The sequence below is a fragment of the Bdellovibrionales bacterium genome, assembly GCA_018266295.1.
Lineage (GTDB): Bacteria > Bdellovibrionota > Bdellovibrionia > Bdellovibrionales > Bdellovibrionaceae > JACMRP01.
This window is the reverse complement of record JAFEAQ010000004.1, coordinates 235,998-261,081: the sequence shown is the minus strand read 5'-3', so window position 1 is coordinate 261,081 and position 25,084 is coordinate 235,998. Positions and strand designations below refer to the sequence as shown.

General features: G+C 46.7%; 25 protein-coding genes and 1 tRNA gene. 8 read left to right on the top strand and 18 right to left on the bottom strand.

All coding sequences use genetic code 11. The features are described from left to right. Positions 1–32: 32 nt before the first annotated feature. The 8 genes from JSU04_01665 (at position 33) to JSU04_01630 (ending at position 5,863) form a co-directional block, all read left to right on the top strand. Positions 33–809, top strand: a complete 777-nt coding sequence (locus tag JSU04_01665; protein MBS1968980.1) for an MCE family protein — start codon at positions 33–35, stop codon at positions 807–809. Positions 810–817: 8 nt separating this feature from the next. Beyond that, the gene (locus JSU04_01660; GenBank protein MBS1968979.1) at positions 818–1,432 is read left to right on the top strand and encodes a hypothetical protein; all 615 of its coding nucleotides are present in this window, start codon (positions 818–820) and stop codon (positions 1,430–1,432) included. Positions 1,433–2,092: 660 nt separating this feature from the next. Continuing rightward, the gene (locus JSU04_01655) at positions 2,093–2,830 is read left to right on the top strand and encodes a hypothetical protein (protein ID MBS1968978.1); all 738 of its coding nucleotides are present in this window, start codon (positions 2,093–2,095) and stop codon (positions 2,828–2,830) included. Further along, positions 2,818–3,255: a hypothetical protein gene (locus JSU04_01650; GenBank protein ID MBS1968977.1), complete on the top strand. Its 438-nt coding sequence runs from the start codon at positions 2,818–2,820 to the stop codon at positions 3,253–3,255. Before JSU04_01655 ends, JSU04_01650 begins: the two co-directional genes overlap by 13 nt. Positions 3,256–3,281: 26 nt before the next feature. Beyond that, positions 3,282–3,491, top strand: a complete 210-nt coding sequence (locus tag JSU04_01645; GenBank protein ID MBS1968976.1) for a hypothetical protein — start codon at positions 3,282–3,284, stop codon at positions 3,489–3,491. Positions 3,492–3,509: 18 nt separating this feature from the next. After that, positions 3,510–4,559, top strand: a complete 1,050-nt coding sequence (locus tag JSU04_01640) for a cysteine synthase family protein (protein ID MBS1968975.1) — start codon at positions 3,510–3,512, stop codon at positions 4,557–4,559. 21 nt (positions 4,560–4,580) lie between these two features. Continuing rightward, on the top strand, positions 4,581–5,735 hold the full coding sequence (locus tag JSU04_01635) for a cystathionine gamma-synthase (GenBank protein MBS1968974.1): 1,155 nt from the start codon (positions 4,581–4,583) through the stop codon (positions 5,733–5,735). A gap of 52 nt (positions 5,736–5,787) precedes the next feature. Then, positions 5,788–5,863 (top strand) — tRNA-Phe (locus tag JSU04_01630). 36 nt (positions 5,864–5,899) lie between these two features. On the opposite strand, the gene JSU04_01625 is transcribed toward JSU04_01630, so the two are convergent. The 18 genes from JSU04_01625 to JSU04_01540 form a co-directional block, all read right to left on the bottom strand. After that, the gene (locus JSU04_01625; GenBank protein MBS1968973.1) at positions 5,900–7,108 is read right to left on the bottom strand and encodes a hypothetical protein; all 1,209 of its coding nucleotides are present in this window, start codon (positions 7,106–7,108) and stop codon (positions 5,900–5,902) included. Positions 7,109–7,175: 67 nt separating this feature from the next. Continuing rightward, positions 7,176–7,757, bottom strand: a complete 582-nt coding sequence (locus JSU04_01620; GenBank protein ID MBS1968972.1) for a DNA-3-methyladenine glycosylase — start codon at positions 7,755–7,757, stop codon at positions 7,176–7,178. 90 nt (positions 7,758–7,847) lie between these two features. Then, positions 7,848–9,287 (bottom strand): DUF1254 domain-containing protein, encoded by a 1,440-nt coding sequence (locus JSU04_01615; protein MBS1968971.1) that lies wholly within the window; start codon positions 9,285–9,287, stop codon positions 7,848–7,850. A gap of 96 nt (positions 9,288–9,383) precedes the next feature. Beyond that, positions 9,384–10,166: a hypothetical protein gene (locus tag JSU04_01610; protein MBS1968970.1), complete on the bottom strand. Its 783-nt coding sequence runs from the start codon at positions 10,164–10,166 to the stop codon at positions 9,384–9,386. Between the two features lie 59 nt (positions 10,167–10,225). Beyond that, positions 10,226–10,921 carry a peptidoglycan editing factor PgeF gene (gene pgeF / locus JSU04_01605; GenBank protein ID MBS1968969.1) on the bottom strand — a complete coding sequence of 232 codons (696 nt, stop codon included), beginning with the start codon at positions 10,919–10,921 and terminating at the stop codon, positions 10,226–10,228. Further along, a complete protein-coding gene (locus tag JSU04_01600; protein MBS1968968.1) occupies positions 10,918–11,877 on the bottom strand; it encodes an RluA family pseudouridine synthase in 960 nt (319 codons plus the stop codon). Before JSU04_01600 ends, pgeF begins: the two co-directional genes overlap by 4 nt. Positions 11,878–11,903: 26 nt before the next feature. Then, positions 11,904–12,533: a helix-turn-helix domain-containing protein gene (locus tag JSU04_01595; protein MBS1968967.1), complete on the bottom strand. Its 630-nt coding sequence runs from the start codon at positions 12,531–12,533 to the stop codon at positions 11,904–11,906. 10 nt (positions 12,534–12,543) lie between these two features. Next, positions 12,544–13,515, bottom strand: coding sequence for a P-loop NTPase (locus tag JSU04_01590; GenBank protein ID MBS1968966.1), 972 nt, complete (start codon positions 13,513–13,515; stop codon positions 12,544–12,546). Positions 13,516–13,531: 16 nt separating this feature from the next. Next, on the bottom strand, positions 13,532–14,221 hold the full coding sequence (gene tsaB / locus JSU04_01585; protein ID MBS1968965.1) for a tRNA (adenosine(37)-N6)-threonylcarbamoyltransferase complex dimerization subunit type 1 TsaB: 690 nt from the start codon (positions 14,219–14,221) through the stop codon (positions 13,532–13,534). Positions 14,222–14,239: 18 nt separating this feature from the next. After that, on the bottom strand, positions 14,240–15,907 hold the full coding sequence (gene rseP, locus JSU04_01580) for an RIP metalloprotease RseP (protein ID MBS1968964.1): 1,668 nt from the start codon (positions 15,905–15,907) through the stop codon (positions 14,240–14,242). Between the two features lie 98 nt (positions 15,908–16,005). Beyond that, positions 16,006–16,827 (bottom strand): phosphatidate cytidylyltransferase, encoded by an 822-nt coding sequence (locus JSU04_01575; protein MBS1968963.1) that lies wholly within the window; start codon positions 16,825–16,827, stop codon positions 16,006–16,008. Beyond that, the gene (locus tag JSU04_01570) at positions 16,805–17,530 is read right to left on the bottom strand and encodes an isoprenyl transferase (GenBank protein ID MBS1968962.1); all 726 of its coding nucleotides are present in this window, start codon (positions 17,528–17,530) and stop codon (positions 16,805–16,807) included. Before JSU04_01570 ends, JSU04_01575 begins: the two co-directional genes overlap by 23 nt. Positions 17,531–17,566: 36 nt before the next feature. Beyond that, the gene (frr, locus tag JSU04_01565) at positions 17,567–18,124 is read right to left on the bottom strand and encodes a ribosome recycling factor (GenBank protein MBS1968961.1); all 558 of its coding nucleotides are present in this window, start codon (positions 18,122–18,124) and stop codon (positions 17,567–17,569) included. A 14-nt stretch (positions 18,125–18,138) separates the two neighbouring features. Then, a complete protein-coding gene (locus JSU04_01560; GenBank protein ID MBS1968960.1) occupies positions 18,139–18,852 on the bottom strand; it encodes a UMP kinase in 714 nt (237 codons plus the stop codon). Position 18,853: 1 nt separating this feature from the next. Then, positions 18,854–19,783: an elongation factor Ts gene (locus JSU04_01555; protein MBS1968959.1), complete on the bottom strand. Its 930-nt coding sequence runs from the start codon at positions 19,781–19,783 to the stop codon at positions 18,854–18,856. Between the two features lie 112 nt (positions 19,784–19,895). After that, positions 19,896–20,846, bottom strand: coding sequence for a 30S ribosomal protein S2 (gene rpsB / locus JSU04_01550; GenBank protein ID MBS1968958.1), 951 nt, complete (start codon positions 20,844–20,846; stop codon positions 19,896–19,898). A gap of 265 nt (positions 20,847–21,111) precedes the next feature. Next, positions 21,112–22,989: an OPT/YSL family transporter gene (locus tag JSU04_01545; GenBank protein ID MBS1968957.1), complete on the bottom strand. Its 1,878-nt coding sequence runs from the start codon at positions 22,987–22,989 to the stop codon at positions 21,112–21,114. 86 nt (positions 22,990–23,075) lie between these two features. After that, positions 23,076–25,019, bottom strand: coding sequence for a S9 family peptidase (locus JSU04_01540; GenBank protein ID MBS1968956.1), 1,944 nt, complete (start codon positions 25,017–25,019; stop codon positions 23,076–23,078). Between the last annotated feature and the right edge of the window lie 65 nt (positions 25,020–25,084).

The following is a 25,084-nucleotide window of genomic DNA, read 5'->3' as shown; positions in this document are numbered from 1 at the left end:
AGCCGGATGCTTGAATCTCATGGAGACTTGTTATGAAGATTGAAACCAAGGTTGGTTTGCTGGCACTTGCTGCGATTATTCTTATTGTCACTTTTGCATATATGATGGGACTGGTTTCACCATTTTCGAACACTCGCGAACTCAACGTCATGTACAACTACGCTGGTGGTATTGAAGAAGGCTCTCCTGTGCGCGTGATGGGCATTAAAGTCGGCAAGGTGAAGAAAATCAGTTTTGAACCTGGATATAAAAGCCCTCAAGGCGAAGAGGTGAAGCTTCGTCTTGAAATCACGATTGATAAGAAGGCTTGGCCGACAATTCGTAAAGACTCTAAATATTTCATCAATCTTGCAGGCGTGATCGGGGAAAAATTTCTCGAAATTTCGCCGGGCAGCACAGATTCAGCAGAACTCTCTAACGGCGACTATGTCCGTGGCGAAGATCCTCCTCGAATTGACCAGTTGATTTCGCAAAGCTATGGCTTAGCAGGCAAAATTATTGAACTTGTTGAAAAAAATGAGGGCTCTGTCAGCAACGTGATCTCGCAGGTGGACCGTTTGATGACGAACTTCAATAAGACTTTGGCGCTCCTAGACAAAACGTCGAAGAACAAAGACATGGGAAGACTGCTTGATAATGCCATCAAGATAAGCGATGACATGGCTTACTTAACGGGTGAGCTACGCACGAAAAAGTCCCAAGATACTTTCAACTTGGTTCATAAGCTTCTCTTCCGTTTGGAACCCTTGGATGGACCGGCTCTTAAAAAGTTTTTCCAAGAAGAGGGTGTGAGAGCTCGCGTTTTATAGGGGGTTAAATGCGTTATCTTCAGAGTCTATTCGCTATCGCTGCATTTTTGGCCATGCCTTTGTCTTATGCCAGCACTCAAGATCTTGATGAAACAGACTTCAGCTCCACAGCTGCGAGTGTCTTTAAAGTAGACGAAAACAACAACTATGCTGACAACTTGGCTCTTCGCGAGGCCCGCAAGATCGGATTAGGTCTGGGTTTGGGCGGTTCTTTGGGCTTTTATGGCTTCAATATCGAAATCAACTTCGAAGATGCTGACGGCGCGATGGCGGGAGTTGGTGGCGGCGATGGTTACAGTTCCTTCAACCTTTTGTGGAAACATACATTCTTGGGCGACACGGTCGCTCCTTATACAACATTGGGCTACTCACGCTGGTACAACGCGAGTGGTGGTGGAAATTACAAGAATTCAGCCGTTTTGGATCGAGTTTTGACAGATCAGGAAAAAGCCGACGGCAAATTCGCCACAGATTTCCTTTCAGGCTCCGTTGGTTTGCAGTACACCACCTTGCGTGGTGAGCTTGCTGGCACGTCGCTGTTTGCGGAGTTTGTCCTGCTCGGCGATGTTCATCATGGCAATATTGTTCCGACAGGGACCGTGGGCGCTGGGTATTACTTCTAGGCCGCTTTTTTTGTGATTTACTAATCTTCTTAAGTACTCGTCACAGCAGATTCGGGCACACCGAAGTCCCTCCATCCATGAGAGGGCCTTCCTGCCGGCCGTCCTGGCCGTCAGGGAAAAGAACTTTAATACAAGTACAGACCTCAATATCAGCGAGAGCTATGAGGTTTTCTATTTCCTATGGAGACACTAGGAGGTCGGCCACGATGGCCGAGCTCTCGGGGGTTCGGGGCGCGAGCCCTGATTGCAGGATGCAGGAAGAAGTGCGGAGCCAGTAATTAACGGCGAAAAAAATAAAGCCTGTTCTTAAGACAAGAGTCCAGCTCTCAGAGGGAAAACACAGAGAGAAAAGCATTTCAGGCATAAAAAAACCCCCGGTTTTCACCGAGGGTTTTAAAGTACTGTATCAGTACCAAAAAAACTATTTTTTAGAAGCTTTTTTAGTAGCTTTCTTTTTAGTAGCTTTTTTTGTAGTTTTTTTAGCTGCTTTTTTAGTAGCTTTCTTTTTTGCCATTTGCTCCTCCTAGGATGCAATCGTTGTTGTTGTTAACTGCTTCAATAAACTTCTTACCCTAAGTCTTCACAATTCGACTTGCGCCGTCAATAAAAAAATTCATGGGCACCTTTTTTGCGAGAACTCTTGGCATGGAGGTCACGCTCATGAATGTTTCTATCCTGCTTACGAGTCTCGGATTCGTGTTCGCGCATCGGATTCTGCGCTCTTCTCTGCAAAAAATCGGCCTTTCGAATCTTCACACGCGCATTTTTCTGGTTTTGGCGGCGTTGATGATCGTTTTCTTCGTCATCTTGGCCCCGCACCCGAGTCTTCTGTGGATTTTCTTCGGCATGGTTTTTATTTTGCTAAAGCTTTTGCCACAACTTTTTTCTCGTTATCAGGAAAAACTGATCCAATCACACACGCTGCGAATGTTAGATCATTTGATATTAAGTGTTCAATCCGGCCATTCTTTGCGCGCATCTTTGGTGATGTTGTCGCGACAAGAGCCAAGCCTACTGCGGGTTTCGTGGGAAAACCTTGTTCATGCAATCGCGGTGGAAAACTCTCCTGCGAGTTTGAAATCCCCCTCTTTGAAAAAACTTTTTGGAGAACTCAGCCGCATCGAGAAGTCTCAGGCGAAATGCGTCGATCAACTGCGCTCGTTGCGCCGGAATTTGAAAACGTTGGAGGACTTTCGACGTAGGTCTGGACAAGTGAGTTTGCAAATTCGCATGCAAGCAGCCATTTCGACGCTTCTTTTTGCCGGATTGTTGCTTTTTATGATCACTCAATTCGGTTTTTATCAGCATCAGACACTGATTTTGGTGTCAGGAACTTTGTTTTTTATCGGGGTGGTGACAGTTTTTGTCATCGGCAGGAGACTTCAATGGACCACATAGCGCCACCGCTGCAACTCATCGCACATGTGAAGCGGTCGATCGAAACGGGCCATTCTACCCGCACGGGTGTGCTCAGTTATGTAAGGGCCGAGCGCTCAAGCTTTGCTAAAGACGTTTCAAAATGGCTCGGGCACTTGGATCAGGGGTTGCCGGTGGGTTACTTGCTGGTACGGCATCAATCGCAATACCGGCGCAGTCTGCTCGAACTACTGGAGCGGGGAATGCGCGGTGAAAGTATTTATGTTTATCTGTGTCAGCTGGAGCAGGAAACGATCGAAGCCTGCCAAGATGAAATCAATCGTAAACTGGCGAAGCTACCCTTTCTACTGCTCGCTCCGCTGCTTTTGCTGCAGTTTCCAGCGTTTTTGATGCTTCTTTTTGGCCCACTCCTTGATAATTTTTTTCACTCTTTCGGAGGTGGGTGATACAGTGGGGGTGTTGGAGGATAGCAATGACAAGAGTCTGCACGAAGCAACAAGATCTTGAGATGTTGGTTGATGAATTGATGAAGGATCAACCCAACAAGAACACGGTTAAGAAGCTTTCGACGAAGCTTGGCATGAACTATTCTGTCGATCCATTGACTCAAATGAATACGGTTCTGCAGTCGATGAACACCGTTTATTTGCGCCAGCAAACCAAAAAAGAACTCGAAAACTAGAGAAAGTCCATTTCCCACATGTCTTATAATAAAAGTATCCTCGAAACCGTCGGGCACACGCCTATTGTTCAACTCAAGAAAATCTTCCCTAACTCGAAACATAATTTTTTCGCGAAAGTGGAATACCTCAATCCAGGCGGCAGTATTAAGGATCGCGTGGCGATCGCAATGATCGAAGAAGCAGAAAAGCGCGGCGATTTGAAGCCAGGTGGCACAATTATCGAAGCAACTTCGGGTAACACAGGGGTTGGTTTGGCGCTCGTCGGGGCAGTGAAGGGCTATAAATGCATTTTCACGATGCCTGAGAAGATGAGTGAAGAAAAAAGAGCGATCCTTCGTGCTTATGGAGCTCGCGTGATCATCACTCCGACGAGTGCTGCTCCAGAAGATCCAATGTCACACTATTCTGTGGCTCAAAAGCTTGCAGATACGATTCCAGGCGCGTTCCTCGTGAATCAATTCCACAATCCAGACAATCCTAAACGTCATTATGAGACAACAGGACCTGAAATTTGGGAACAAATGGAAGGCAAAGTCGACATGTTGGTTGGCGGAGCCGGCACTGGTGGAACACTTTCAGGTTGCGCAAAGTTTTTGAAAGAGAAAAACCCACATGCAAAAGTGATCTGCGCGGACCCAATCGGCAGCATTCTTTACGATTTGTATTATCACAATAGAGTCGTAGACCCTCCAGGCTCTTATAAAGTCGAAGGCGTCGGCGAAGACATGTTGCCGGGAAATGTTCATTTGAAGTTGTACGATGGCTTTATTAAGGTGTCGGACCAAGAGGCTTTTGATATCACGCGCGAATTGGTAGCAAAAGAAGGTCTGTTGGTAGGTCCATCGAGCGGTTTAGCACTAGTTGGAGCAGCAAAAGCAGCAGAAAAATTGGAAAAGCCATCTAACATCGTCGTGATTTTTCCAGACAGTGGTCGAGCTTACCTCAGCAAAGCGTTTAACGATCAATGGATGGTTGAAAACGGCTTGATGAAGGCGGCAGATTTGCAAAACACCTTCAATCGAGTGATCTCAGCAAAAGAAGCTCTCGAAGAACTCGCAAAGAAATAAGGATTCGCCATGAAAAATGATATGAGCAAACTTGGTTTCGCCACTCGCGCGATCCACGCAGGACAACAACCTGATCCAACAACGGGGGCAATCATGACTCCGGTGTATTTGACATCTACTTACGTACAAGAATCTCCGGGTGTGCACAAAGGCTGGGAATACAGCCGTACTCATAACCCGACTCGCAGAGCCTACGAAGATTGCTTAGCAAACCTTGAAGGCGGCAAATACGGTTTTGCCTTTGCTTCTGGTTGTGCCGCAACGACAACGATCCTTCATTTCTTGCAGCAGGGCGATCATGTCATTGCTGGTGATGATATGTATGGTGGAACGTTCCGTTTGTTCAATCGCGTTCTTAAGAACAACGGCCTTGAGTTCTCTTATGTAGACCTCACGAACCCAGAGAACTTCGCGAAGGCGTTGAAGCCAAACACCAAGATGGTGTGGCTTGAAACTCCGACAAATCCGACTTTGAAGTTGGTTGATATCAAAAAAATTGCCAAGGTGGCGGCTGAAAAAGGTGTGATCACAGTTGTTGATAACACGTTCATGAGCCCTTACTTCCAAAGACCTCTGACTTTGGGTGCGGATGTGGTTGTTCACTCGGCTACGAAGTACATCGGTGGTCATAGTGATGTGGTTGGCGGTATTGCCGTGACCAATCGTCAGGATTTAGCTGAAAAGCTCGCGTTCTTGAGCAACTCTATGGGGGGCGTTCAAGGGGCCTTTGACTCTTTCATGTGTTTGAGAAGTTTGAAAACTTTGCCATTGAGAATGAAAGCTCATGCGAGCAACGCCCAAGCCGTGGCGGAGTTCCTTGAAACTCATCCAAAAGTACAAAAAGTCATCTATCCGGGCCTGAAATCTCACCCTCAGCATGCTTTGGCGAAAGAACAGATGCTTGGAATGGGCGGAATGATCACGTTCTACATCAAAGGGGGCCTTGATGAGGCTCGGATCTTCCTTGAAAATGTCCGCGTTTTCGCGCTGGCAGAGAGTTTGGGGGGAGTAGAGTCCTTGATTGAGCATCCAGCGATTATGACGCATGCGTCCGTGCCACCGGAAAACCGCAAGGCTCTGGGCATTGACGACACTTTGATCCGCCTTTCTGTGGGGATCGAGGATCTCGAGGACCTTTTGGCCGACTTAAAATCAGCTTTTGATAAGGTGAAATAGTTGACACTAAGCCTATCGGGAAGGTAACTAATGGACCTTCCTGATTTCGAATGGCTCGGTAGCTCAGTCGGTAGAGCAGAGGATTGAAAATCCTTGTGTCGGCGGTTCAATTCCGTCCCGAGCCACCATTTACTTCTCAATATTCAAATTTTAAAAACTAAAAATTACTCTACGTCGAGATACGCTTGCAGATATTTATTTGGCAGGCGGGTTTTGAGCTCTGTGTTTTGGGCCTGGTCATGAGCGACGTCATGGCGGAAGCGGACAAAGATATTTGCGAGTCCGTCCAACATCTTCGCGAAGTCAGACTTAAAGAAGATGAACTTCTCCGACATCGGAGCGCTTGAGAAAATCAACCAAGCCACATCACTTTGCTTTTTCACGTGCTGATGTTCCGGCGAAAGCTTATCAATTAAAGGCATGTCGTTTTGAAAAGGCACGAATTGGGTCGCTTGGTAGACACCTTCAGGCAAATCGCCATAGAAGGCTGCCAAAAGAATATCTTTGAAAGACTCAGCCACTGCCTGGCGCGGCAGCGCAAGAGTAGGGTCCAAATCTGTTGCAAAAAGATTCAGATGCCCATCACCACGGGTCATCCAAACATCACCGCGGGAGTTCTGTACGCGAAGACCTTCTTCTTTCCGAGTGCGAAGGTTCAGACTTTCAGTATTATGCAAAAACATCGATAGCAAATCACCGCGAGAAGAGCGGAGAGTTCCCGGCAGTTCGTCTTTGGCCCATTCTTTAATCTGAATGCGCGGAACACGAATATGGCCGGAAGCAAATGCATCCGTCAGATAGTGATCGGCATAGGCATTAAAGATCATAGCTTTATTAAGATAAGCACGGCTTTGCACCGAATCTGAGGATCTCAAATCATAAGAGCGTTTTGCAAACTGCAGAGCTTTACCGTGATATTCAACGTAAGCAACCATATTGTTCCAACCGAAGTGGTTGTAGTTCTGCGATACAACTTCGAGATAGCCAGGAATTCCCAATACGCCGGTCGAATCACAGCTCGGATATTCGATGTCTTCAGTGCGTTGTTTTGGATGTACGCTCTTTTGCTTGTAAGCGCATTTTACAATTTTGACGATCGCCGATTTCTTATCTTGGGCAAAGTCGGTAGGATTGTTGTAGTAGTCCGCCGATGTCACAATTTCACCATACTGAAAAGTGTATTTGCGATCATCGCGAAAGATACGCTGATTCGGGCATTTCTCTGCCGAAATACCAAGTGCCTTGCAGGCTGCGGTAGAGCCTTCAATGCCGAGTTCGAGGTGCTCACCTTCAGACCACTTAATGCCAACTTGCTGGGCCCACGATGGCTGACCGATGAATAATATTAAGAGTGAAAAACCAAGCTGAATCATGCCTGTTCTAGATCGGGAACTCTAGAGCCGGACTTAACGGGGATTGTTTATTTGTCGAGTTTCTAGATTAAGGCCGTGAGACCCAAAAACTATCTTTGAGGTAAAAACGGAGCGGCCAAGCAGCAGCTGCACCCGCATAGTCGACGCCAATTCGTGGAGCACTCACGATTTGCTTGGTTTTTACTTTGAAACCATCATCCTCAACCCAAAGTCCGGAGCGTTTTTTCCAAAGCTTCAGGCCATCTTGCTGTTTAGTGATACCAAAATATTTGCAGAGCTTGCCTGGACCATTGGTATGTAGATCCTTCTTCGGCGGCTTTTCTCCAGAGTGATGGAGTGGCTCCAAAGCGCGAATCAGCACGGCTTCCGGGTCATTTTTACGAGTCACAAAATTCAAGCAGTAGTACATGCCATAGATGAAATACACATAGGAGTGACCGCCCTCAAGATACATGGATTTGGTGCGCTCGGTTCGGCGATCTCCAAATGTGTGAGCTGCGGGATCTTTGATTCCCGTATAGGCTTCAGTTTCAACAATACGGCCCGATAAAATTTCTTTATCTTCATTTTGAAAGTAGAGAACCTTACCTAAGAGTTTCTTAGCGACGTCCTCGGTTTTCTGAAAATAGAAATCCTGTTCAAGAATCATGTGGATAACTTAGCGGATTGCGGGGATTGAGTCACCCCTGGATTGGCAAAGCCGCACCAGGGGATCTAATATAGACCGCAAAGCAAGGGTCTAAAAATTAATTGATGAAATAACAGGGGTCAGGTTCACGCGCTGAACTCGCGGCAAAGTATACTTTCCTTCAATGACGTCGGTGGTAGGATTGTACATACTCATCATGATGTAGAAATTTTCTCGAGGAACGGGCAACCAGTTTTGGGTGAACCCGCGCGGCTCATTCGCGGAAATGTAAATATCCAAAGAGCCATCCGGATTGTAATTGAGTCCTCTTGAGTAACTACCGATGGCATATCGATGCAGGCTATTTGTGATAAGACTTTTTTGAGTTGCATTATAAGGAGTTACGGACCACAGAGCTCCGACAGGCGGCAATTTACCTTTGGCAAAACGAAGGACGTAAGTCGCATTTCCGTTCAAACGCGTGTTGTAGTTATCGACATAAGAAACCGGATGTAGTGATTCGAGCGGAATGGATTGGCCAAAATAAACTTTGCTCATTGCCGCTCGCAGAGTGGGATTGGTTTGAACTTCAGGCGTCGCGATAACATAGTTCCATCCGGCACGATTGGTAACGAGTTTTGTTTTGATCGCGTTATCGATATCAAGTTCCGCCGAGGCGATGGCTCGGATATAAGAGTCGCGGGTTTCGCGATTGTTTATGAAGCGTGTTGTTTTTACCCCGGCGCCGATATTTGCGGAGCGGAATCTGTTCATCATAGGGGTATCGAGGGTGGTTGGCTCATTTTCTCGAAGGGCGATGCCAAGCTCGTCAAAGAAACCAACTCCTGCATTGGCAATCGTGCGGGGATCTACCACACCAGTGCTTTTTGCACTCAGGATAGGAGCTTTTCCAGATCGCTGCTTTCCGAGATAGACATTGTAAGGTTTTAAATCGTATTTGCGAATCAGAATCAGAGAGCTGCGCACGGCTGATGGAGATTCAGTTTGAATTCGTCCATTAATCCAAGCGAAATTTGTCGGTACACGAATGTGCTCAAATCCAGTTGGAGTTGCACCAATGTATCTAGGGCCCGTAATAAAAAACTTACCTGCAGCTTCGCCGCGTGTTCTTGATGAAATGGTAGAGATATTGTTATTAAAAGCATCGAAAACCTGCAGACTATAGTAACGATCCTTAATTCGCGGTGTTTGCAGAACCATGGGCTGTTCACGCAGATCCAAGAAAGCAGAAGAATAGAGACTATCAGGGATTGGATTTGCCACTGAGCGGTCCTGGGGATTTGGCAACTGACTTGCGTGAAAGAAGTGGTTCATAGGCGCGTGACCGTAGCCTGGGGTCGTTGTCATGAGTTTCTTCGTGCGCTCGAAGCGCACGAGTGGGTAACCCCAAAGATAAGCGTCCTTAGCAATACTCTCCGTAATGACAGATTTCTTCGCATTGACGATGGGCAGAGATTGCGAATCCCTCTGTGCGAAGGACGTGCCTGGAAGAGTACAAACAAAAGCCAAAAACAGGATCATTTGTTTCATGCAAGCCTCCCGGCATCTTAGGGGTTTTGCCTGGAATGCTAGCATGCGGGGGATTTCAGAACTTGGTTAAACCCTGGAAGAATTCACGAAACCTGTTTAGCCGCAGGAATTCATGCTCTTAGAATGACAGCGCAGGGCCTCTTGAAACGCCGGCTGAGAAAGGAAAATCTGCTCAATACGGTTTTGAAAGTTTGGGTGAGTCTGCGCCCAATCCGGCTTTTTTTGCGGCTGACCGCAAGCCAGGCTCAAGAACAGTAGCTGTGATTCAAAAGCTTGCTTACCGGCGGCTCTTTTATCGCGCTCAAGCGCAATTTTCTCGGAAAGCACTTTCGATGCAACCCAATCAGCAAAGATCTCATCGACTTGTTTTTTCGGAAAGTCTTTAAAACACGGAATGTGATTCTGTAGCTTTTGAATCACGTGACCCAATTCGTGCGCTAGAATTTGCTTCAGCGTTCCTTGTGGGTAACTCAGTAAGCTAGGACAGACGTAAACCTTATGCATGCCGGCGATATAGATAGCATTCGGGCGATTGCAGGCGCCCGGAAAGACCTTTCTAATTTTTGGATCTTCGAAGTTGCCTAAAGTGACCGTGGAAATTGCTTTTACCAAAGAATCAAAAGTCGACTGAGAAAGCGAAGACTTTCTTTGCGCGAGCAATTCAAGAATCGCCGCTTGATTCTCGGCAAAGAGAGGCTCCAAGCTTTCAAGAGACTTTTCACTGTTCGTATTTTCAGGAATGTCAAAATTCAGAACCGTGTTGGTGTTCCTCATCTGATCGCATAGCAACTGCATAGAGCACACGGGGCGTGACGGATTCGCGAAAAGAGTTGTGCTGAAAAAAAGACCTGACAACAGACTTGCGACAAATAACTTCATTACTAAATGATAGAGGTCATTTAATTTCGAGATACAGTGATTTCTGCATTGTCGTGGGTCTAGTTTTTACAAATGAAACTGATTTGACGTCCCGATTTCTCTTTATCGCGGCGATAAGAGTGAAAACGTGGATCAATAAACGTATCAATGTGGAGATTATAAAGATTATCAAATGCCACCCCACAATTTTGTAGTTGAGTGCGCATCACTTGGTTGAGATCGACCAGCGCTTTTTCTGCACTGATATTTTTGTGATAAATACTATCTTCATGGACCGCGCCAAAATCAATGCTGGACAGGATTTCATCACGCACATTGTGATCTACTTCAAAACTATTCATTTGAATATGCGGCCCCACGATGACGTGCATATTTTCGGGAAGGCACCCCATAGTTTGCAGACGTTTAAAAGTTTTTGGCACGATTTGATTTGCAACTCCACGCCAGCCAGCATGAACGCCGGCGATGATTTCCGTTTTTGTATCGTAGATAAAAACTGGAATACAATCCGCTGTTGAGATGCATATTGCGGTTTTAGCAATTTCGGTGAAGTGAGCGTCGGCTTCAACTTTATAATCTAGTGTCATATCTTTTGAGTGCACGACGATATCGCTATGGGTTTGCTTAACACGCAGAAACTGGAAATCGGGAAATGAAGCTTGCAGATTTACTAATTGGGCTTTTACGCCGCCTAGTAAAACCGTGATCTTCGGAGTTTCAATCAAATAACCGAGATTCGTTTCGGTGACCTTCATTCGAGCCCCCATTCTTGAATTAATGTCTTAACTTCCGCCGGCCAGTCTTTAGCAAAGAAAAGCTCTTTGCCCGATACGGGGTGGGTAAACCCTAGTTCGGCCGCGTGAAGCAGAAAACGGTGGAGGTTTTTTAAATCTGACTGAATCTTTTTAGAGGCGATGTTTTTAATTTTCTTATCCGCACCATAGAGGTCATCGCCGGCAATCGGTGTGCCTTTTTCCGAAAGATGTACGCGGATTTGATGCGTACGACCCGTCTCGAGCTTCATTTTGCAGTAACTGAGACCGCCGTGGTTATTCAGCATCTCATAGTGGGTAACGGCCCACTTTCCGATAGAAGGTTCCGGTGACTTCGTCGTTTGAATTTTGCGGTCTTCGCCAAGAACGGAGGCGTAGCGTTTGCGGTCTCCGGGGTGGCGAGCCAGGTAAGAATGACTGGTGCCTTTAGGGGGCTTTGGTACGCCAATGCAAACCGCATAGTAGATACGATGAATGCTTCGGTCTTTAAACTGCTTCGTTAGCAGTTCGTGAGCTTTATCATTTTTAGCAACAACGAGGACACCGCTGGTTTCTTTATCGAGACGGTGAACAATTCCGGGACGTTGCTCGCCGAATTTCATCGAGAGATCTTTTGTATGATGAATGAGTGCGTTCACCAAAGTATCTTGTGCATGGCCCGCCGCCGGGTGGACCACAAGACCCGAAGGCTTATTGATTACGATAATATGCTCATCTTCAAAAAGAATATCGAGAGGGAAGTCGTAAGCGACAAGCTCCGTTGGCTCGGGTTCTGGCAGTTGAATCGAGATTTCATCGCCGGCTTTCAAAGCAAGAGATGACTTGGCCGGACGGCCGTTCACGGTGACGCGGCCATCATCAATCAGATGTGAAGCGCGCGAACGCGTTTCTATCTCGGGTCGCAAGGCCAAGGCTTTATCGAGCCTGAGTCCTAGCATTTCTTCAGTACAGGTAAATGAAAGAATCATTTTATCGAAGTGTTTGCTTTCAACACTTTCATATAAGAGTCGGCGACCTTTTTCTCGTCAAGGCCGAGCATTTTTGACATCTGAACTACATAACCACGGATGAAAACAGGTGCCGGCAGGTTTTGCGGATCCATTTTTTCAATAGCAGTGATGTAATAGGAATTGATCTTAGTCTTTTCGCTCATTTTCTGAACGGTGATCTTTTTGTATTCGCGGACACGTGTGAGGAAGTCGCCATTCCACTCATCACGGGCTGCGATTTCTTTTTCAAAAGCTTCGTCTTTTTTGTACTCAGCTTTTCTTTCTTCCTGTTTTGGCTCAGGAAACATTTGTTTGCTGGCAACAACGATGGCGTCGTAAGACAAGTCTTCCATTTGGAAGCGCCCACTGAGCAAACGCTGATCATAAACACTGCGAAGATTTTTATTACCAAGAACAGAGTAAGCTTCTTCGATGAGAACCAAGAGTTCGCGGGCCTCTTGTTCAGAGAAAATAGTATAGATCGCTGGATTATCACCAGAATAAGTGGCTTTGGCTCTTTCGTAAGCCTTAGTCACTTCGTGTTGGGCTGAATTCGCATTCAGCTCCAGGATATCGTAATAATTGTTTCTCGATCCTACATTCATCATCCGTATATTATATTACGGCGCGAAGTTCCTTAGGATCAATAAGATGTTTGCATGTTGCCAAAAATTGACCCGCAAGCGGAGTAAATGGCTGAGCGATCAAAACAGGTTCGCGATTGCGAATCGACTGCCACACCGCATTGTCATAATCAATGGCGCCGAGGAAATCGACTTTAAAATCGTAGTATTTGTAGCAAACACTCTTCATTGAGTAGCCAAGTTCTGAGTTAGCTTGGCTACGGCATGAATTCACGATGAGTCTCAAAGGCTTCGACATGAGGCTTTCGAAATAGTCAGGTTGAATGCCGGAGTTTTGTTTTAGATAAGTTCTAAAAGAGAAGTGCTTTTCACCTAGACCATGACGGTTCTCGCGCAGAGTTTTGATCATATGATCGTATGCTTCAGGAATGCTGTGCTCTTGCAGTGAATAGCAAACAAAGGATTCGATAAAGCGATATGTTTTTTCAATGCTCGTAGGTTCAGGTGAGGACACCAGAATCTTTTCATCGGTAAGCTTCAACATTTCAAGGTGGCTTGCAAGAGCACCGGCACCTAAATCAACAAGCACGATATCTGCGTTAAGCTTTCTGATCTCTGGAGCCAAGTGTTGGATTTGTTCGACAGAGATATCTGTCGGAGCCCAGGCGTCCCAGAAGCCTTGAATATAAGAAACGCGAGGAATAGAAGTAGGAATCACAAGGTCTTGCAAAGTTTTAGAACCTTCGAAGAAGTGACGGATGCTGTCTGAGGAAGGTGAAAGACCGAATGTTGTATGAACGTTGGCACCACTCAAATCAAGATCTACGATGACAACCGTGTGGCCCATTTTGCTGAGGCAAATGGCCAAGCTGGAAGTTACGAAGGTTTTACCTACGCCACCTTTACCTGAAGCCACTGTCCAAATTTTTGCGGGGGCCTTGTCTGAATTTGAAGGTTTCAGCTTAATCACATCTTGCGATTCATTATCCAAGTCACGTTCCATGGGACCTACTCCGAATTTACTTGAGCGGGGAAATCACTATCCCCTTTCTTTGCTCTTCGGCTTCGGAGGCTCGGATATAAAGGGGCACAAATGAATTCCATTCAATAGTCTTGTTAAGTTTTGCACGCTTCTCTGCGAGCAAACCCAAGGTTTCAGCAAGCGGCTGATCGCTGAACTGTGCATCCCTGTGAAATTTTCTTTTCAGATCTTCTGGCAAGTACTCTTGATAAGTTTCATAACCATCGCCGACAACGAGAACATCTTGCGTGATGAGGCTTCCCAGTTTTTGCACGGGAACAGCATCAGGGCCGATGATGTAAGTGGGCTCTGGACCTTTGTTCAGGTCGAAGAGGCCCAGGTACACCATGTTCTTGTAAGCATTGATGATTGATAAAACTGGTAGTTGGGTTTTTACGGCGGCTGCGAGCAAAACCAACGAGTCGATTGTGACCAGGGGCTTATTGTAGATATAGGAAAAACTCTTACCCGCATTGGCAGCAACGCGAATGCCGGTGAAACTGCCGGGACCCTGGCCGACGGCAAAGACGTCGACCTCTTCGAGCTTGATATTAGATTTATCGAGGCAGTTATGGATGAACCGATTGAGGACCTCGCTATGGGATTTTTGACGGAGGGAAGATTCCATTGCTAGAACCTGTCCGTCTTTTATTACCGCAACCCCGCCGAGCTGGGTGCTGGTTTCCATAGCGAGAACGATCATGAATTAGTTTCCAAATAGACGAGTGAAGTCGTTAAATAGCGCAAAGACCATCAAACTCATCAACAGAACTAGACCCACTTGTTGTGCGATCTCCATTTTCTTCATGCTGATCGGTGCGCCCTTCAGTCCTTCGATGGTATAGAACAAAAGATGTCCGCCATCAAGAACTGGGATTGGCAACAAATTCAAAATAAAGAGATTCACAGAAATCAAACCCATCATTCTCAAGAACGGGCTGATACCGATTTTGAAAGTCTCGCTTGCTGCCTGTCCGATTGAGATCACGCCGCCAATATTTTTAGGTGAAACTTTACCTTCAAACAAGCGAACGAAGCTCATCACTGTCATCACTGAAACATCCCAAGTACGCTGAACGCCGATTTTGATCGCTTCAACGGGGTTGCTTGTGCTGATTTTTACAAGTTCAGGCATCGCAAAGTTGATGTAAGGAGCGACACCGATCGTGTAGCGCTTATCTTCAACGCCACCTGGAGTCATTTGTGAAATCATCTGTGGAACGATCGTCATTTTCAAAAGCTCTGGACCGCGCATGACTTGAAGTTTCACGCCTTCTTTGTTGCCGTCGTAAGACTTCACAGAAGAAATAACGTCATCCCATTTTTCGATCTTCGTATCGTTGATCTGCATGATGCGGTCGCCGGGCAAAAGGCCCGCCGTTTTTGCAGGAGTGCCCTCAAGGATCGTACCAAGATACAAATCCGAGCTTTCAAGTTTCAAAGTTTGGAAGTCGTACTTCGGAAGAGCCATCGGAGCTAGCGTCACGCTCATCGTTTCTGTATTTTTATTTTCAGCACTTGGGCCACGTTCGACATCGATTTGCAAAGCTTGCTTTGGATCTTGTTTTGCCAAAGTCGCTTCAAGATCACGCCAGTAAGGAACCGCCTGGCCGTTGATCGCCGTTACGCGGTCACCGGTTTTAAGCCCCAACGCTGCCAAAGGAGAATCCTTTTGTACGCCGATCAAAGCCGCCTTCGACATTGGTGAAAGGCCTTCGATTTCTCCGACAGTAGGATCCGTGCTAAGAACGTTTGGATTTGGTTTGCCAGTAATATCCACTTTCAAAGAGGTTTTCTCAGTGCCGCGTTGGATATCCACCATGGCTTGAGTGTCGTGGATGTCTGAAAGCTTGCTTTCGAACTCTTCCCAAGTATTTACATTGGCGCCGTTGACAGAAAGGATTTTATCTCCGGATCTGAAACCAGCTGTGTAAGCTTTCGAAGTCGTTTCCAAATCGCCCACTCTTGGTGCGCGATAATCTTCACCGATAAACGCCACGACGAAGAAAATGAAAATCGCAAAGAAGAAGTTCATCAACGGGCCGGCGAGAACTACAGCGATTCTCTGCCACACGTTTTTATGTGTGAATGAATATGGCTTGTCCGCTTCAGCGATTTCAGCACCTGGTTGGTCGCCAAACATCTTCACATAACCACCCAATGGGATGATTGAGATGCAATATGTAGTATCTCCACGCTTGTATTGGAAGATTTTCTTTCCAAATCCCAAGCTGAAAACTTCGACGCGCACACCGCACAAACGAGCCACGATGAAGTGACCAAATTCGTGAATGAAGATCAAAATTCCGAGGAGGATTACGAAGGGAACTGCTGAATTAAGGACGCCTTTAAGTAAGCCGATGATAATTTCCATATCCCTCTATTTTACTAATAGAGGCACTGTATCAGCTAGGAAATTTGCAGATTGGTGTGGTGAATTACGGGTACCTAGACGTTCTACCTGATGCTTTTTTAATACTGTGACTCAAAAAGAGAAGCCACAAGCATTAAAACAGGACTGGCAAACAACACGCCGTCGATTCTGTCTAAGATCCCGCCATGGCCCGGCATCAAACTGCCAGAGTCTTTGACGTCTGCAACACGCTTAATCAGTGACTCAAAGAAGTCACCGAATTGAGCGACGAAGCCTGCACAAACAGATGTGACGAGGATCGCATTTAGTTGAATATCGGGAAGAAAACGTGAACAAACATAGCCAGCAACCAATGAGCCGATAAGGCCGCCGATGGAACCTTCCCAGGTCTTCTTCGGGGACAAACGCGGGTTTATTTTGTGCTTTCCAGCGAGGATTCCAACAAGGTAAGCGCCCGTATCGCCAGCAAAAACAACGGCCAGCAGAGTCGCAAACCATACGAGTCCGTGAGTTAAATCTAAGAGACGGTAAGCGTAAGAAGGCAGAAGACCCAAATAAACGAAGCCCATTACAGCCTTGGCTTGATAGCGAACGAGTCCGTCAAGTTCAGGGAACCCTTGGTGAGTTAGAACACTCAACACCCAGAAGATCACAGTGAGCACTGAAAACGCCACCACAGCAAAAGACGGGTAGTTGGCGGCCACGTGGAAGATCATCAGTAAAATGACGTAAAAGAGGCCTTTATGAAATTTACCGGTGCCCTTAGGAAGCAAGATTTGAATGAGTTCGTAACCGCCGATCAAAACCGCGGCATAACAAATGAGACGAAGACCAGTGAGTTCCAAGAAATAGTAGATAGCAAAGAGAACACCAAGAGCGACAACAGCAGAGATGAATCTAGTGAGAAAGGTTTTCGTCATTTTGTGCAACAGCTCCGAATCTTCTTTGACGGCTTTGATAATCCTGCAGGGCTTTATCTAGGCTGGCCTCAGTAAAATCCGGCCACAGCGTAGAAGTAAAGTAAAATTCGCTATAAGCCGCTTGCCACATGAGGAAGTTCGAAAGACGAAGCTCGCCACTTGTGCGAATAATCAAATCCGGATCCGGAGTAGGATAGGTGCTGAGAGCCGCATTGATCGTAGATTCATCAATTTCACCGGCTTTGATTTCACCAGTAGCCACTTTCGCAACGATGGTGCGAACCGCTTCCGTGATTTCCTGACGAGAACCGTAACTGAGCGCAAACACCAACTGCAGACCCGTGCATTTAGCAGTAGCTTGCATAGATTTAGTGATGGCATCGCGAACGTCAGCAGGAATTTTAGAGATATCACCGATGATTGAGAAACGGATGTTTTCTTTCACCAGGTTTTCAGTTTCTTTTTTGAGGTAACGACGAAGGATGTTCATCAAGAACGACACTTCGGTTTCAGGACGCAGCCAGTTCTCGGTGCTGAAAGCATACAAGGTCAAATGTTTGATCCCTTTACGAGAGCAGGCTGTGATGATGTCTTTGGCGACGCGAGTCCCTTTGACGTGACCAAACACACGTGGCTTACGGCGGAGTTGGGCCCAACGCCCATTTCCGTCCATAATGATTGCAATGTGTTTAGGTAAAGCCATGTATTCGGACTCCGGAAAAAAGCTCAGCTACCGAGCTTAGATGGTCATGATGCTTTTTTCTTTTTCGTCCGCGATCTGATCGATTTTTTTGATGAAATCGTCAGTCATCTTTTGGATTTCAGTTTCAGATTTTTTAGATTCATCTTCGCTGATCGCTTTATCTTTCAAAGCCTTTTTGACTGCTTCGTTAGCATCACGGCGAATCATACGAATTGCGACGCGAGAATCTTCAGCAACCTTCTTTACTTGCTTCGCAAGGTCTTTACGGCGTTCTTCAGTGAGGTCAGGAACCTTCAAACGAATCACTTTACCGTCATTCATTGGTGCCATACCGAGGTTGCTTTTAATGATCGCACTTTCGATTTCTTTCAAGATGGAAGTCTCCCAAGGAGCGATCAAGAAAGATTTAGCGTCTGGGCAAGAAACAGAAGCCACCTGAGACAAAGGTGAAAGGCTTCCGTAGTAATTTACTTTAACACCGTCAAGCATAGACACTTGGGCTTTGCCTGTACGGATCTTGTTAAGCTCTTCAACGAGAGCTTTTGATGATTTATCCATTTTGTCTTGAGCGGACTTTTTTACATCTGCAAGCATGTCTATCTCCTCTTTTATTGAACGAGAGTACCGATGTTTTCACCCATCACAGCTTTCAAAACATTCCCTTTGTGGGTCATATCGAAAGTGATGATCGGGAGTTTGTTATCCATGCAAAGGCTGATGGCCGTAGAATCCATCACATTCAAGCCTTTGTTCAAAACATCGATGTAACTAATTTTATCGAACTTCTTTGCGTCTGCAAACTTCTTCGGATCTTTATCGTAGATTCCGTCGACCTTAGTGGCTTTCATAATCACTTGAGCGCTGATTTCCATCGCGCGAAGTGACGCCGCTGTGTCTGTTGTAAAGAACGGGTTCCCGGTGCCTGCACCAAAGATAACGATGCGGCCTTTTTCAAGGTGGCGGATCGCTCTGCGACGGATGTAAGGTTCAGCGATTTCAGCCATTTCGATAGCTGTTTGCACGCGGGTAGGAACATTCTCTTTCTCAAGAGCGTCCTGGAGAGCAAGGGCATTGATACAAGTCGCGAGCATTCCCATATAGTCAGCACTCGCGCGGTCCATGCCTTCAGCAGAAGCGGCAACACCACGATAGATGTTACCGCCGCCGATGACGATCCCAATTTCCACACCTGCTTTGAAAGCCTCTGCTACGTCTTGGGCGATTTGCTTAATGACTGTATTGTTGATGCCTTGACCTTGACTGCCCGCCAAAGCCTCACCACTCAATTTTAGCAAAATTCTTTTATAAGCAGGTGACGCCAAATTAGTGACCTTTCATTTGCGCAGCAACTTCCGCTGCGAAGTCTTCAGATTTCTTTTCGATACCAGCGCCCAACTCGAAACGAGTGAAACGTTTGATAGTCAAATCAGCACCCACTTTTTTGCCAACTTCTTTCGCCAAATCACTGATTTTGATATCTGGATTTTTAACGAAAGCTTGGTCAACCAAGCAGTTTTCAGCCAAGAACTTACGGATTTGGCCTTCTACGATCTTATCGATCATGTCAGCTTTTTTACCTTGTTCGATGTTTTTAGCTTTCAAAACTTCTTTCTCTTTTGCAACGACATCCGCAGGGATTTGTTCAGAAGAGATTGCCATTGGGTTCATTGCAGCGATGTGCAAGCAAACGTCTTGTGCGAAAGTGCGCATTTCAGGGTTGTTTGTAGCAGCTGGGTTAGAAGCAGCAACTTCAATCAACACGCCGATTTTGCCTTCACCGTGAACATAGGTGTGAACGATGCTGTTAGGAGCGGCTGTATAGCGCTCGAAACGGCGAATAACGATTTTTTCACCGATAGTCGCAGTTGCCTCAGTCATCATTTCGCCGATTTTCTTAGCTGGATTTTTGTGGAAAACTTGTTCCAAGATATCACCAGTTGCATTAACAGCGTGAGTGATGTGGTGAGCGATATCTGTCACCAATGCTTTGAAACCATCGTTACGAGCTACGAAGTCAGTTTCAGAGTTGATTTCTACAACCATGCCAGTGTTGCCAACTGTTTGTGCGAAAACAACGCCTTCAGCAGCGATACGGCCAGCTTTTTTAGCAGCAGCAGACAGACCTTTTACGCGCAACCATTCGATAGCTGCATCGAAGTCACCTTTAGTTTCTTCGAGAGCCTTTTTGCAATCCATCATGCCGGCGTTAGTTCTTTCTCTAAGTTCTTTTACGAGAGTAGCGGAAATTGACATAAGGAGATCTCCTTTAATCTAAGAATTAAACGATATAAAAATCTAGGACACAGAACAAAGCAGCTGGCCTCTGAAAGAGAACGCAGCTGCCTCATTTTTGGGGAAGAGCTGATTACTCAGCGTCTTCAGAAGAAGTTTCGTTGTTCTCAAGCTCAGCTTGGATTTCAACGTCTTCAGCAGTACCAGCAGCAACAAGCTTACGAGCTTTAGTTGCTTTAACAACTGCAGGACCCGCAGCAGGTTTAGCAGCTGCAGTTTTACCAGCAGGAGCGCCACCAGCGCGTGGAGCGCGTTTTTTAGGAGCTGCTTCAGCAACTTCGCCTTTTTCTTCTTTAGCCAAGTCAGATTGCTTGTCAGTCATAGTGCGAAGTTTTTGTTCCCAAGTTTTAGCGCCTTCGAGGTAAGCATCAGCTACCATGTTAGCGAACAACTTGATGGAACGAATAGCATCGTCATTGCCTGGGATTGGGTATTGGATCAATTCTGGGTCAGAGTTTGTATCAGCGATACCAACTACTGGGATGCCCAAACGAGTCGCTTCAGCAACTGCGATGTGTTCTTTAGGAAGATCCACAACGAACATAGCTGCAGGCATTTCCTTCATTTCACGGATACCGTTCAAGAACTCAGACAAGCGTTGGTATTCTTTATCCAAACCAGCGCGTTCTTTTTTAGTGAGGTATTTGTCTTCGCCTTTTTCTTTCATTTGGTCGATTTTGCGAAGGCGAGCTACAGAAGACTTGATAGTCTCGAAGTTCGTCATCATGCCGCCCAACCAACGCTTAGTAACGTAGTATTGACCGCATTTTTGAGCCGCTTCTTGGATAGGTTCGATAGCTTGCTTCTTAGTTCCTACGAAGATCAAGCGACCGCCGTTAGCAGCGATATCTTTTACGAATTCCGCAGCTTTTTGAGCGCGTACAACAGTCTTTTGAAGGTCAATGATATGAATGCCTCCACGAGCTGTGTATACGTAGTTTTTCATTTTTGGGTTCCAACGCTGTGTTTGGTGTCCGAAGTGAACGCCTGCGTCGAGCATCTCTTTCATGGTTACTTGAGCCATGGTCTCTCCTTTTATCTGGTTAGCCACCCTTTCGACAGAGCCTGCATCTCGTGAGAGGAGCTACAGGTATTTCCCTTTTTATTATGCGGGACCAGTACTTATCGAAAAGTGAGTTATAGTTGGCCATAGGGGATATCACGCTGCCCCATCCGGGGCAAGCAATATTCGTGAGCAATTCTGAGGGTTTTGCACAATATTTGGGCGCCAATATTGGAGGACCTATATAGGCGCACAAGTGTATGGATATTTAAATAATATCAAATAGTTAGGTTAATGCATTTTCTAGCAAAATTAGGACAATTCCGATGATAGAACCGCCCGCAATCACGCCGGCAGCCATCGTTTCTTGATTCTCGACGAAGGCGCGGTAGCCGAAGCTCTTTTGATCTTTGAATTTCTTGCGAGCGAGCCAGAAGAGCAACGTGCCCAAAGCCATTGACCAAGAATCGGTAAAACGGAGAACGAAGCCCAAACCGAGACCTACACCCGACAGCGGGAAACGGCCGCGTGTCTTCTTGTTGAGGAACTCAATCAAGATTCCAAGGAGCGCGCCGATCACCGCGGCAGCTTGAGCCGACGGATGCAGATTGCCCAAACCTTTTGTCAACGCCTCTGCCACACCTTTCCAGATCGCCGCGCCCGGAAGTGGCAAAGCATCTGAGGTCAGGAGGGAAATATCGCCGTGGAAAAGTGAGTAGAACACCGGAACTGCGACAAACGCGCCGGCAAAAATTCCTAGCACGTGGCCGACAGCTTGGTGACGTGGCTTTCCGCCCAGCATGTAGGCGGGCTTAATATCCATCAACAAGTTGCTGGCGTTCAGAGAAACTTCAGAGGTAATTCCTGCCGTCATCAAGTTTGTCGTCACATTGCCTGGAGCTAGAATGCCGTAGGTGATTTGCGTGAGTTTACCCAGGGCGCTGCCTGGAGTGATTGCCGTCAGGCCGGTTGCAGTCACGGCAATCAGAGTAAAGACAAACACGAGCGGAATCGCAAGCAGGCCGAGCCAATAGTGCACACCAAACCAAATGTGGCCAAGGTATACGACAATCGCGCCCACAACCGGAATGCCGATAGCGAAAATCCACATTGGTAACTCGATTTTAGCAAGCACGTCGTGGTGTTTGTGCTTCTGGCCTTTTTTAAAGCTTTTTGAGAAAGCTTCAACGATCATTTGCGGTTTAGAGAAGAATGAAAACAGAGACGACGTCGTCATGATCGAAGCTCCACCCCAAAGCGCCCACATGGCAATCGCTTTGAATTTCGCCTCTGGAATCACACCGGCTTGAATCAAAAGCGGCGCGCACAAGAAATAGTTAATAAGGCCGCCGATCAAGATCGACATGGAGGTTTTCATGCTCATCAAACCGCCGGTTCCGAGCATCACGATCGAAGTGTCCCACTGAACCGTGAGGTCTTTGAGCGGAGTATTGAATATTCTCGGAGTGACGAATTTGTAAATGAATTCATCCCAGTACTGAGGCAAGGCCAAGAATTTTAGTTTCAGGGCCGTGAGGATGGGTTCCGCACGTAAAAACTCGATGAGCGCAGAAAGGCCTGCGCCGCCAACGAGAAGTTTTGCTTTGAAAACACCCGAAGCGCCGTCATCCGAATGAAGACTGTCGAGAACCACGCCGGAAGCATATCCTTCTGGAAAGGGCATTTGTTCATCGTTGATAAAACGTTTTTTCAGAGGGAAAGCAAACAGAACTCCAAGGACCGCCAGGGCAATAATCCACCAGATTGTTTGATACATCGGAATTACTTGGCCGGTGACCATCATGTACGCCGGGATGGACGCCATCATTGGAGCTGTCATGTAACCAGCGCTGGTTGCGATGGATTGCATGGCATTGTTTTCAAGAATCGTCATGTGGCTGCCGATTTTCATCTTGTCCATCGCTTTGAAGAACGCGAAAGACAAAATCACCGAAGAGATGCCCACACCCAGCGTCCAGCCGGTTTTAATGCCGATGTACAGATTTGTCAGACTTAAGATCCCGCCCAGAATCACGCCGGTTAAGGCTGAACGAAGGGTCAGTTGTGGCATGTCGCCTTTGTAGACGTTTTTTAACCACCACTCGTCCTTCTCTTCGAGGGACATTGTGTGAATCTGATCTTCATTGAGCTCTTGAATGGACATGAAACCTCCACAGGTATCTTCAAAGAATATTCTCTTCTTATGATACCGGTGTGGAGGAGTGTCAACGCGATTGGGGGAGCGGCAAATTAATTCATAAGGTGTTTTTTGAAGAAGTCCATCGTGTGACCGATCTCGAGGATCTGGTTGGATTTCTTTTCTGATCCGTGGCCTTCATCGGCAAACAAGATCAAATTCGATGGAATGCCTTTTTTCTCGAGAAGCTTTTGGATTTGCAGCGCTTCACCTGCCGGAACGCGCGGATCATTCGCGCCTTGAGTGATCATCAATGGCGACTTCACCTGATTGATGTAAGTAATTGGCGAAAGCTTTACGAGGGCGTCGTGGTCTTTGTCGAGATCGCCATATTCTGGCGTGCGAAGGGCGCGGCGGTAAGGGGCGGTGTTTTGCAAGAAGGTCACAAGGTTACTCATGCCCACGCTTGCTACGCCGGCATCATAAGCGCCCGCGAATTTTGTCATGGCCATCAATGTCGAGTAGCCACCGTAACTTCCACCCATGACACCGATCTTTGTGACCTTCCAGTTTTCGCGGATGAATTTTGCGGCATCTTCAATATCTGTGATGACATTGAGGCGCTTGGCTTGGTCGTCAGCATGCAGCCATGCTTTGCCGTAGCCTTCGCTGCCGCGAACGTTTGGTTCAACGAAAATAAATCCTGCATCGACATAGAGTTGCGCCACGGAGTTGAAGCCTGGAACGCTTTGGCCTTCGGGGCCGCCATGGAAGTGAACGATCACAGGGCAGGCTTCAGAAGCGCATTTTGCCGGACGGCGAACAAACATCGGGATTTTTGTCGCATCACGAGCTGTGTAATACTCGAGCTTTGCTGGAACGAATTTTTTGAAATCAACTCCCGGAGCGCTTGGGAAGACCCATTGTTTTAACTGTTTAGTCTTCCAGTTATAAGCAAAACTTTTGCGAGGTGTATTGTAGGATGAAACAGAGAACATTGTGACGTCGCCGTCCCAGCTGCTCATGCCAACGTATACATTCTCGCCATTTGGTAATGCCGGAAGCTTCATAGGACCGTAGGAAGTCGAGTCAAAAACGTAAGATTTTGCGTAGCCGTCTTCATTGGTAGTCACGAAGATACGCTGTTTCTTGTGATCCATGCGAAGGTCTTCCACGTCGCCGGTTTTTGGCGCGAAGAGCTCCGTCCATTTTTTATTTCTATAAAGATACAGTTTTTTGAAGTCGCCGAATTTTGGCGTCACAACTAAAAGATCGCGTTCATTTTTAGCGTAGATCGCGCTGTAGTCTTCTTTTTCCTCTTGGCCGAGAACCGGCGTGAGGGCTTTTGTTTTCAGATTGTATTCAGAATATTCGCGATAAATATTTGTCGTCGCCTTGGCCATGAGCCAACGGTTGCCGTCGCGAGAATAGTCGGCCAAGAACCACTGGCCGTCTTCGCGAAAGATTTTTTCGCGCTGACCCGAGCTGATATCATACTTATAAAACGTGTAGCTATCCGGTTTTTCGTCATTGGCAGAGTAGACGAGATATTTAGAATCATCAGAAATAAATGCAACACCCGCACGCACCTTAGGGCTCTCGAAGATCGTCTTTCTTTGCAAACCATCAAGGCTTAGCAAGTAAATCCCGGGATTCTCTGCGCCATCTTTGTCTTGGGAAACCACAAGCCATTTTCCGTCCGGAGTCACATTGTCGAGGCGGGTAGAGTCTTTGCCGGCCGTGAGTTGAACTGGAAATTCACGATTCGATTCCAGGGACCAGATTTGGTAAACGCCCGTGATTTTCCAAGTGAAGAAGAACTGCTTTTGATCCGGAGTTAAAAGGCCGGCTCCCGGGAAAGAAATATCGAGCATTTCGCGGATGTTTCTTTCGGTGGCAGCGCTGAGAGGAGGTGGCGCGTATTTTTGAAGATCTGCTTCGGAAATAGAATCTTTGCCGAGGCCGGTATAAGTGCCACCGCTGCTGCTGGAATCTGTTTTCGTCGAAGAGTGGCTGCACGCCAAAAGGAATAATGAAAGGATCAAGATATTCTTCATAGTAGCCTCCGCTAAATCCTATGAAGAATATCAAATGCTAAGACGGCAGGGTACCGTCTTAGGGT

Bases quoted from the DNA above. Each gene is read 5' to 3' on its own strand.
- JSU04_01555 (MBS1968959.1), bottom strand. From the start codon at position 19,783: ATGTCAATTTCCGCTACTCTCGTAAAAGAACTTAGAGAAAGAACTAAC.
- JSU04_01650 (MBS1968977.1), top strand. From the start codon at position 2,818: ATGGACCACATAGCGCCACCGCTGCAACTCATCGCACATGTGAAGCGG.
- JSU04_01600 (MBS1968968.1), bottom strand. From the start codon at position 11,877: ATGCTAGGACTCAGGCTCGATAAAGCCTTGGCCTTGCGACCCGAGATA.
- rpsB (MBS1968958.1), bottom strand. From the start codon at position 20,846: ATGGCTCAAGTAACCATGAAAGAGATGCTCGACGCAGGCGTTCACTTC.
- JSU04_01545 (MBS1968957.1), bottom strand. From the start codon at position 22,989: ATGTCCATTCAAGAGCTCAATGAAGATCAGATTCACACAATGTCCCTC.
- frr (MBS1968961.1), bottom strand. From the start codon at position 18,124: ATGCTTGCAGATGTAAAAAAGTCCGCTCAAGACAAAATGGATAAATCA.
- rseP (MBS1968964.1), bottom strand. From the start codon at position 15,907: ATGGAAATTATCATCGGCTTACTTAAAGGCGTCCTTAATTCAGCAGTT.
- tsaB (MBS1968965.1), bottom strand. From the start codon at position 14,221: ATGGAAACCAGCACCCAGCTCGGCGGGGTTGCGGTAATAAAAGACGGA.
- JSU04_01655 (MBS1968978.1), top strand. From the start codon at position 2,093: ATGAATGTTTCTATCCTGCTTACGAGTCTCGGATTCGTGTTCGCGCAT.
- JSU04_01610 (MBS1968970.1), bottom strand. From the start codon at position 10,166: ATGAAGTTATTTGTCGCAAGTCTGTTGTCAGGTCTTTTTTTCAGCACA.
- JSU04_01645 (MBS1968976.1), top strand. From the start codon at position 3,282: ATGACAAGAGTCTGCACGAAGCAACAAGATCTTGAGATGTTGGTTGAT.
- JSU04_01665 (MBS1968980.1), top strand. From the start codon at position 33: ATGAAGATTGAAACCAAGGTTGGTTTGCTGGCACTTGCTGCGATTATT.
- JSU04_01595 (MBS1968967.1), bottom strand. From the start codon at position 12,533: ATGAATGTAGGATCGAGAAACAATTATTACGATATCCTGGAGCTGAAT.
- JSU04_01590 (MBS1968966.1), bottom strand. From the start codon at position 13,515: ATGGAACGTGACTTGGATAATGAATCGCAAGATGTGATTAAGCTGAAA.
- JSU04_01575 (MBS1968963.1), bottom strand. From the start codon at position 16,827: ATGACGAAAACCTTTCTCACTAGATTCATCTCTGCTGTTGTCGCTCTT.
- pgeF (MBS1968969.1), bottom strand. From the start codon at position 10,921: ATGAAGGTCACCGAAACGAATCTCGGTTATTTGATTGAAACTCCGAAG.
- JSU04_01640 (MBS1968975.1), top strand. From the start codon at position 3,510: ATGTCTTATAATAAAAGTATCCTCGAAACCGTCGGGCACACGCCTATT.
- JSU04_01625 (MBS1968973.1), bottom strand. From the start codon at position 7,108: ATGATTCAGCTTGGTTTTTCACTCTTAATATTATTCATCGGTCAGCCA.
- JSU04_01635 (MBS1968974.1), top strand. From the start codon at position 4,581: ATGAGCAAACTTGGTTTCGCCACTCGCGCGATCCACGCAGGACAACAA.
- JSU04_01570 (MBS1968962.1), bottom strand. From the start codon at position 17,530: ATGGCTTTACCTAAACACATTGCAATCATTATGGACGGAAATGGGCGT.
- JSU04_01620 (MBS1968972.1), bottom strand. From the start codon at position 7,757: ATGATTCTTGAACAGGATTTCTATTTTCAGAAAACCGAGGACGTCGCT.
- JSU04_01660 (MBS1968979.1), top strand. From the start codon at position 818: ATGCGTTATCTTCAGAGTCTATTCGCTATCGCTGCATTTTTGGCCATG.
- JSU04_01540 (MBS1968956.1), bottom strand. From the start codon at position 25,019: ATGAAGAATATCTTGATCCTTTCATTATTCCTTTTGGCGTGCAGCCAC.
- JSU04_01615 (MBS1968971.1), bottom strand. From the start codon at position 9,287: ATGAAACAAATGATCCTGTTTTTGGCTTTTGTTTGTACTCTTCCAGGC.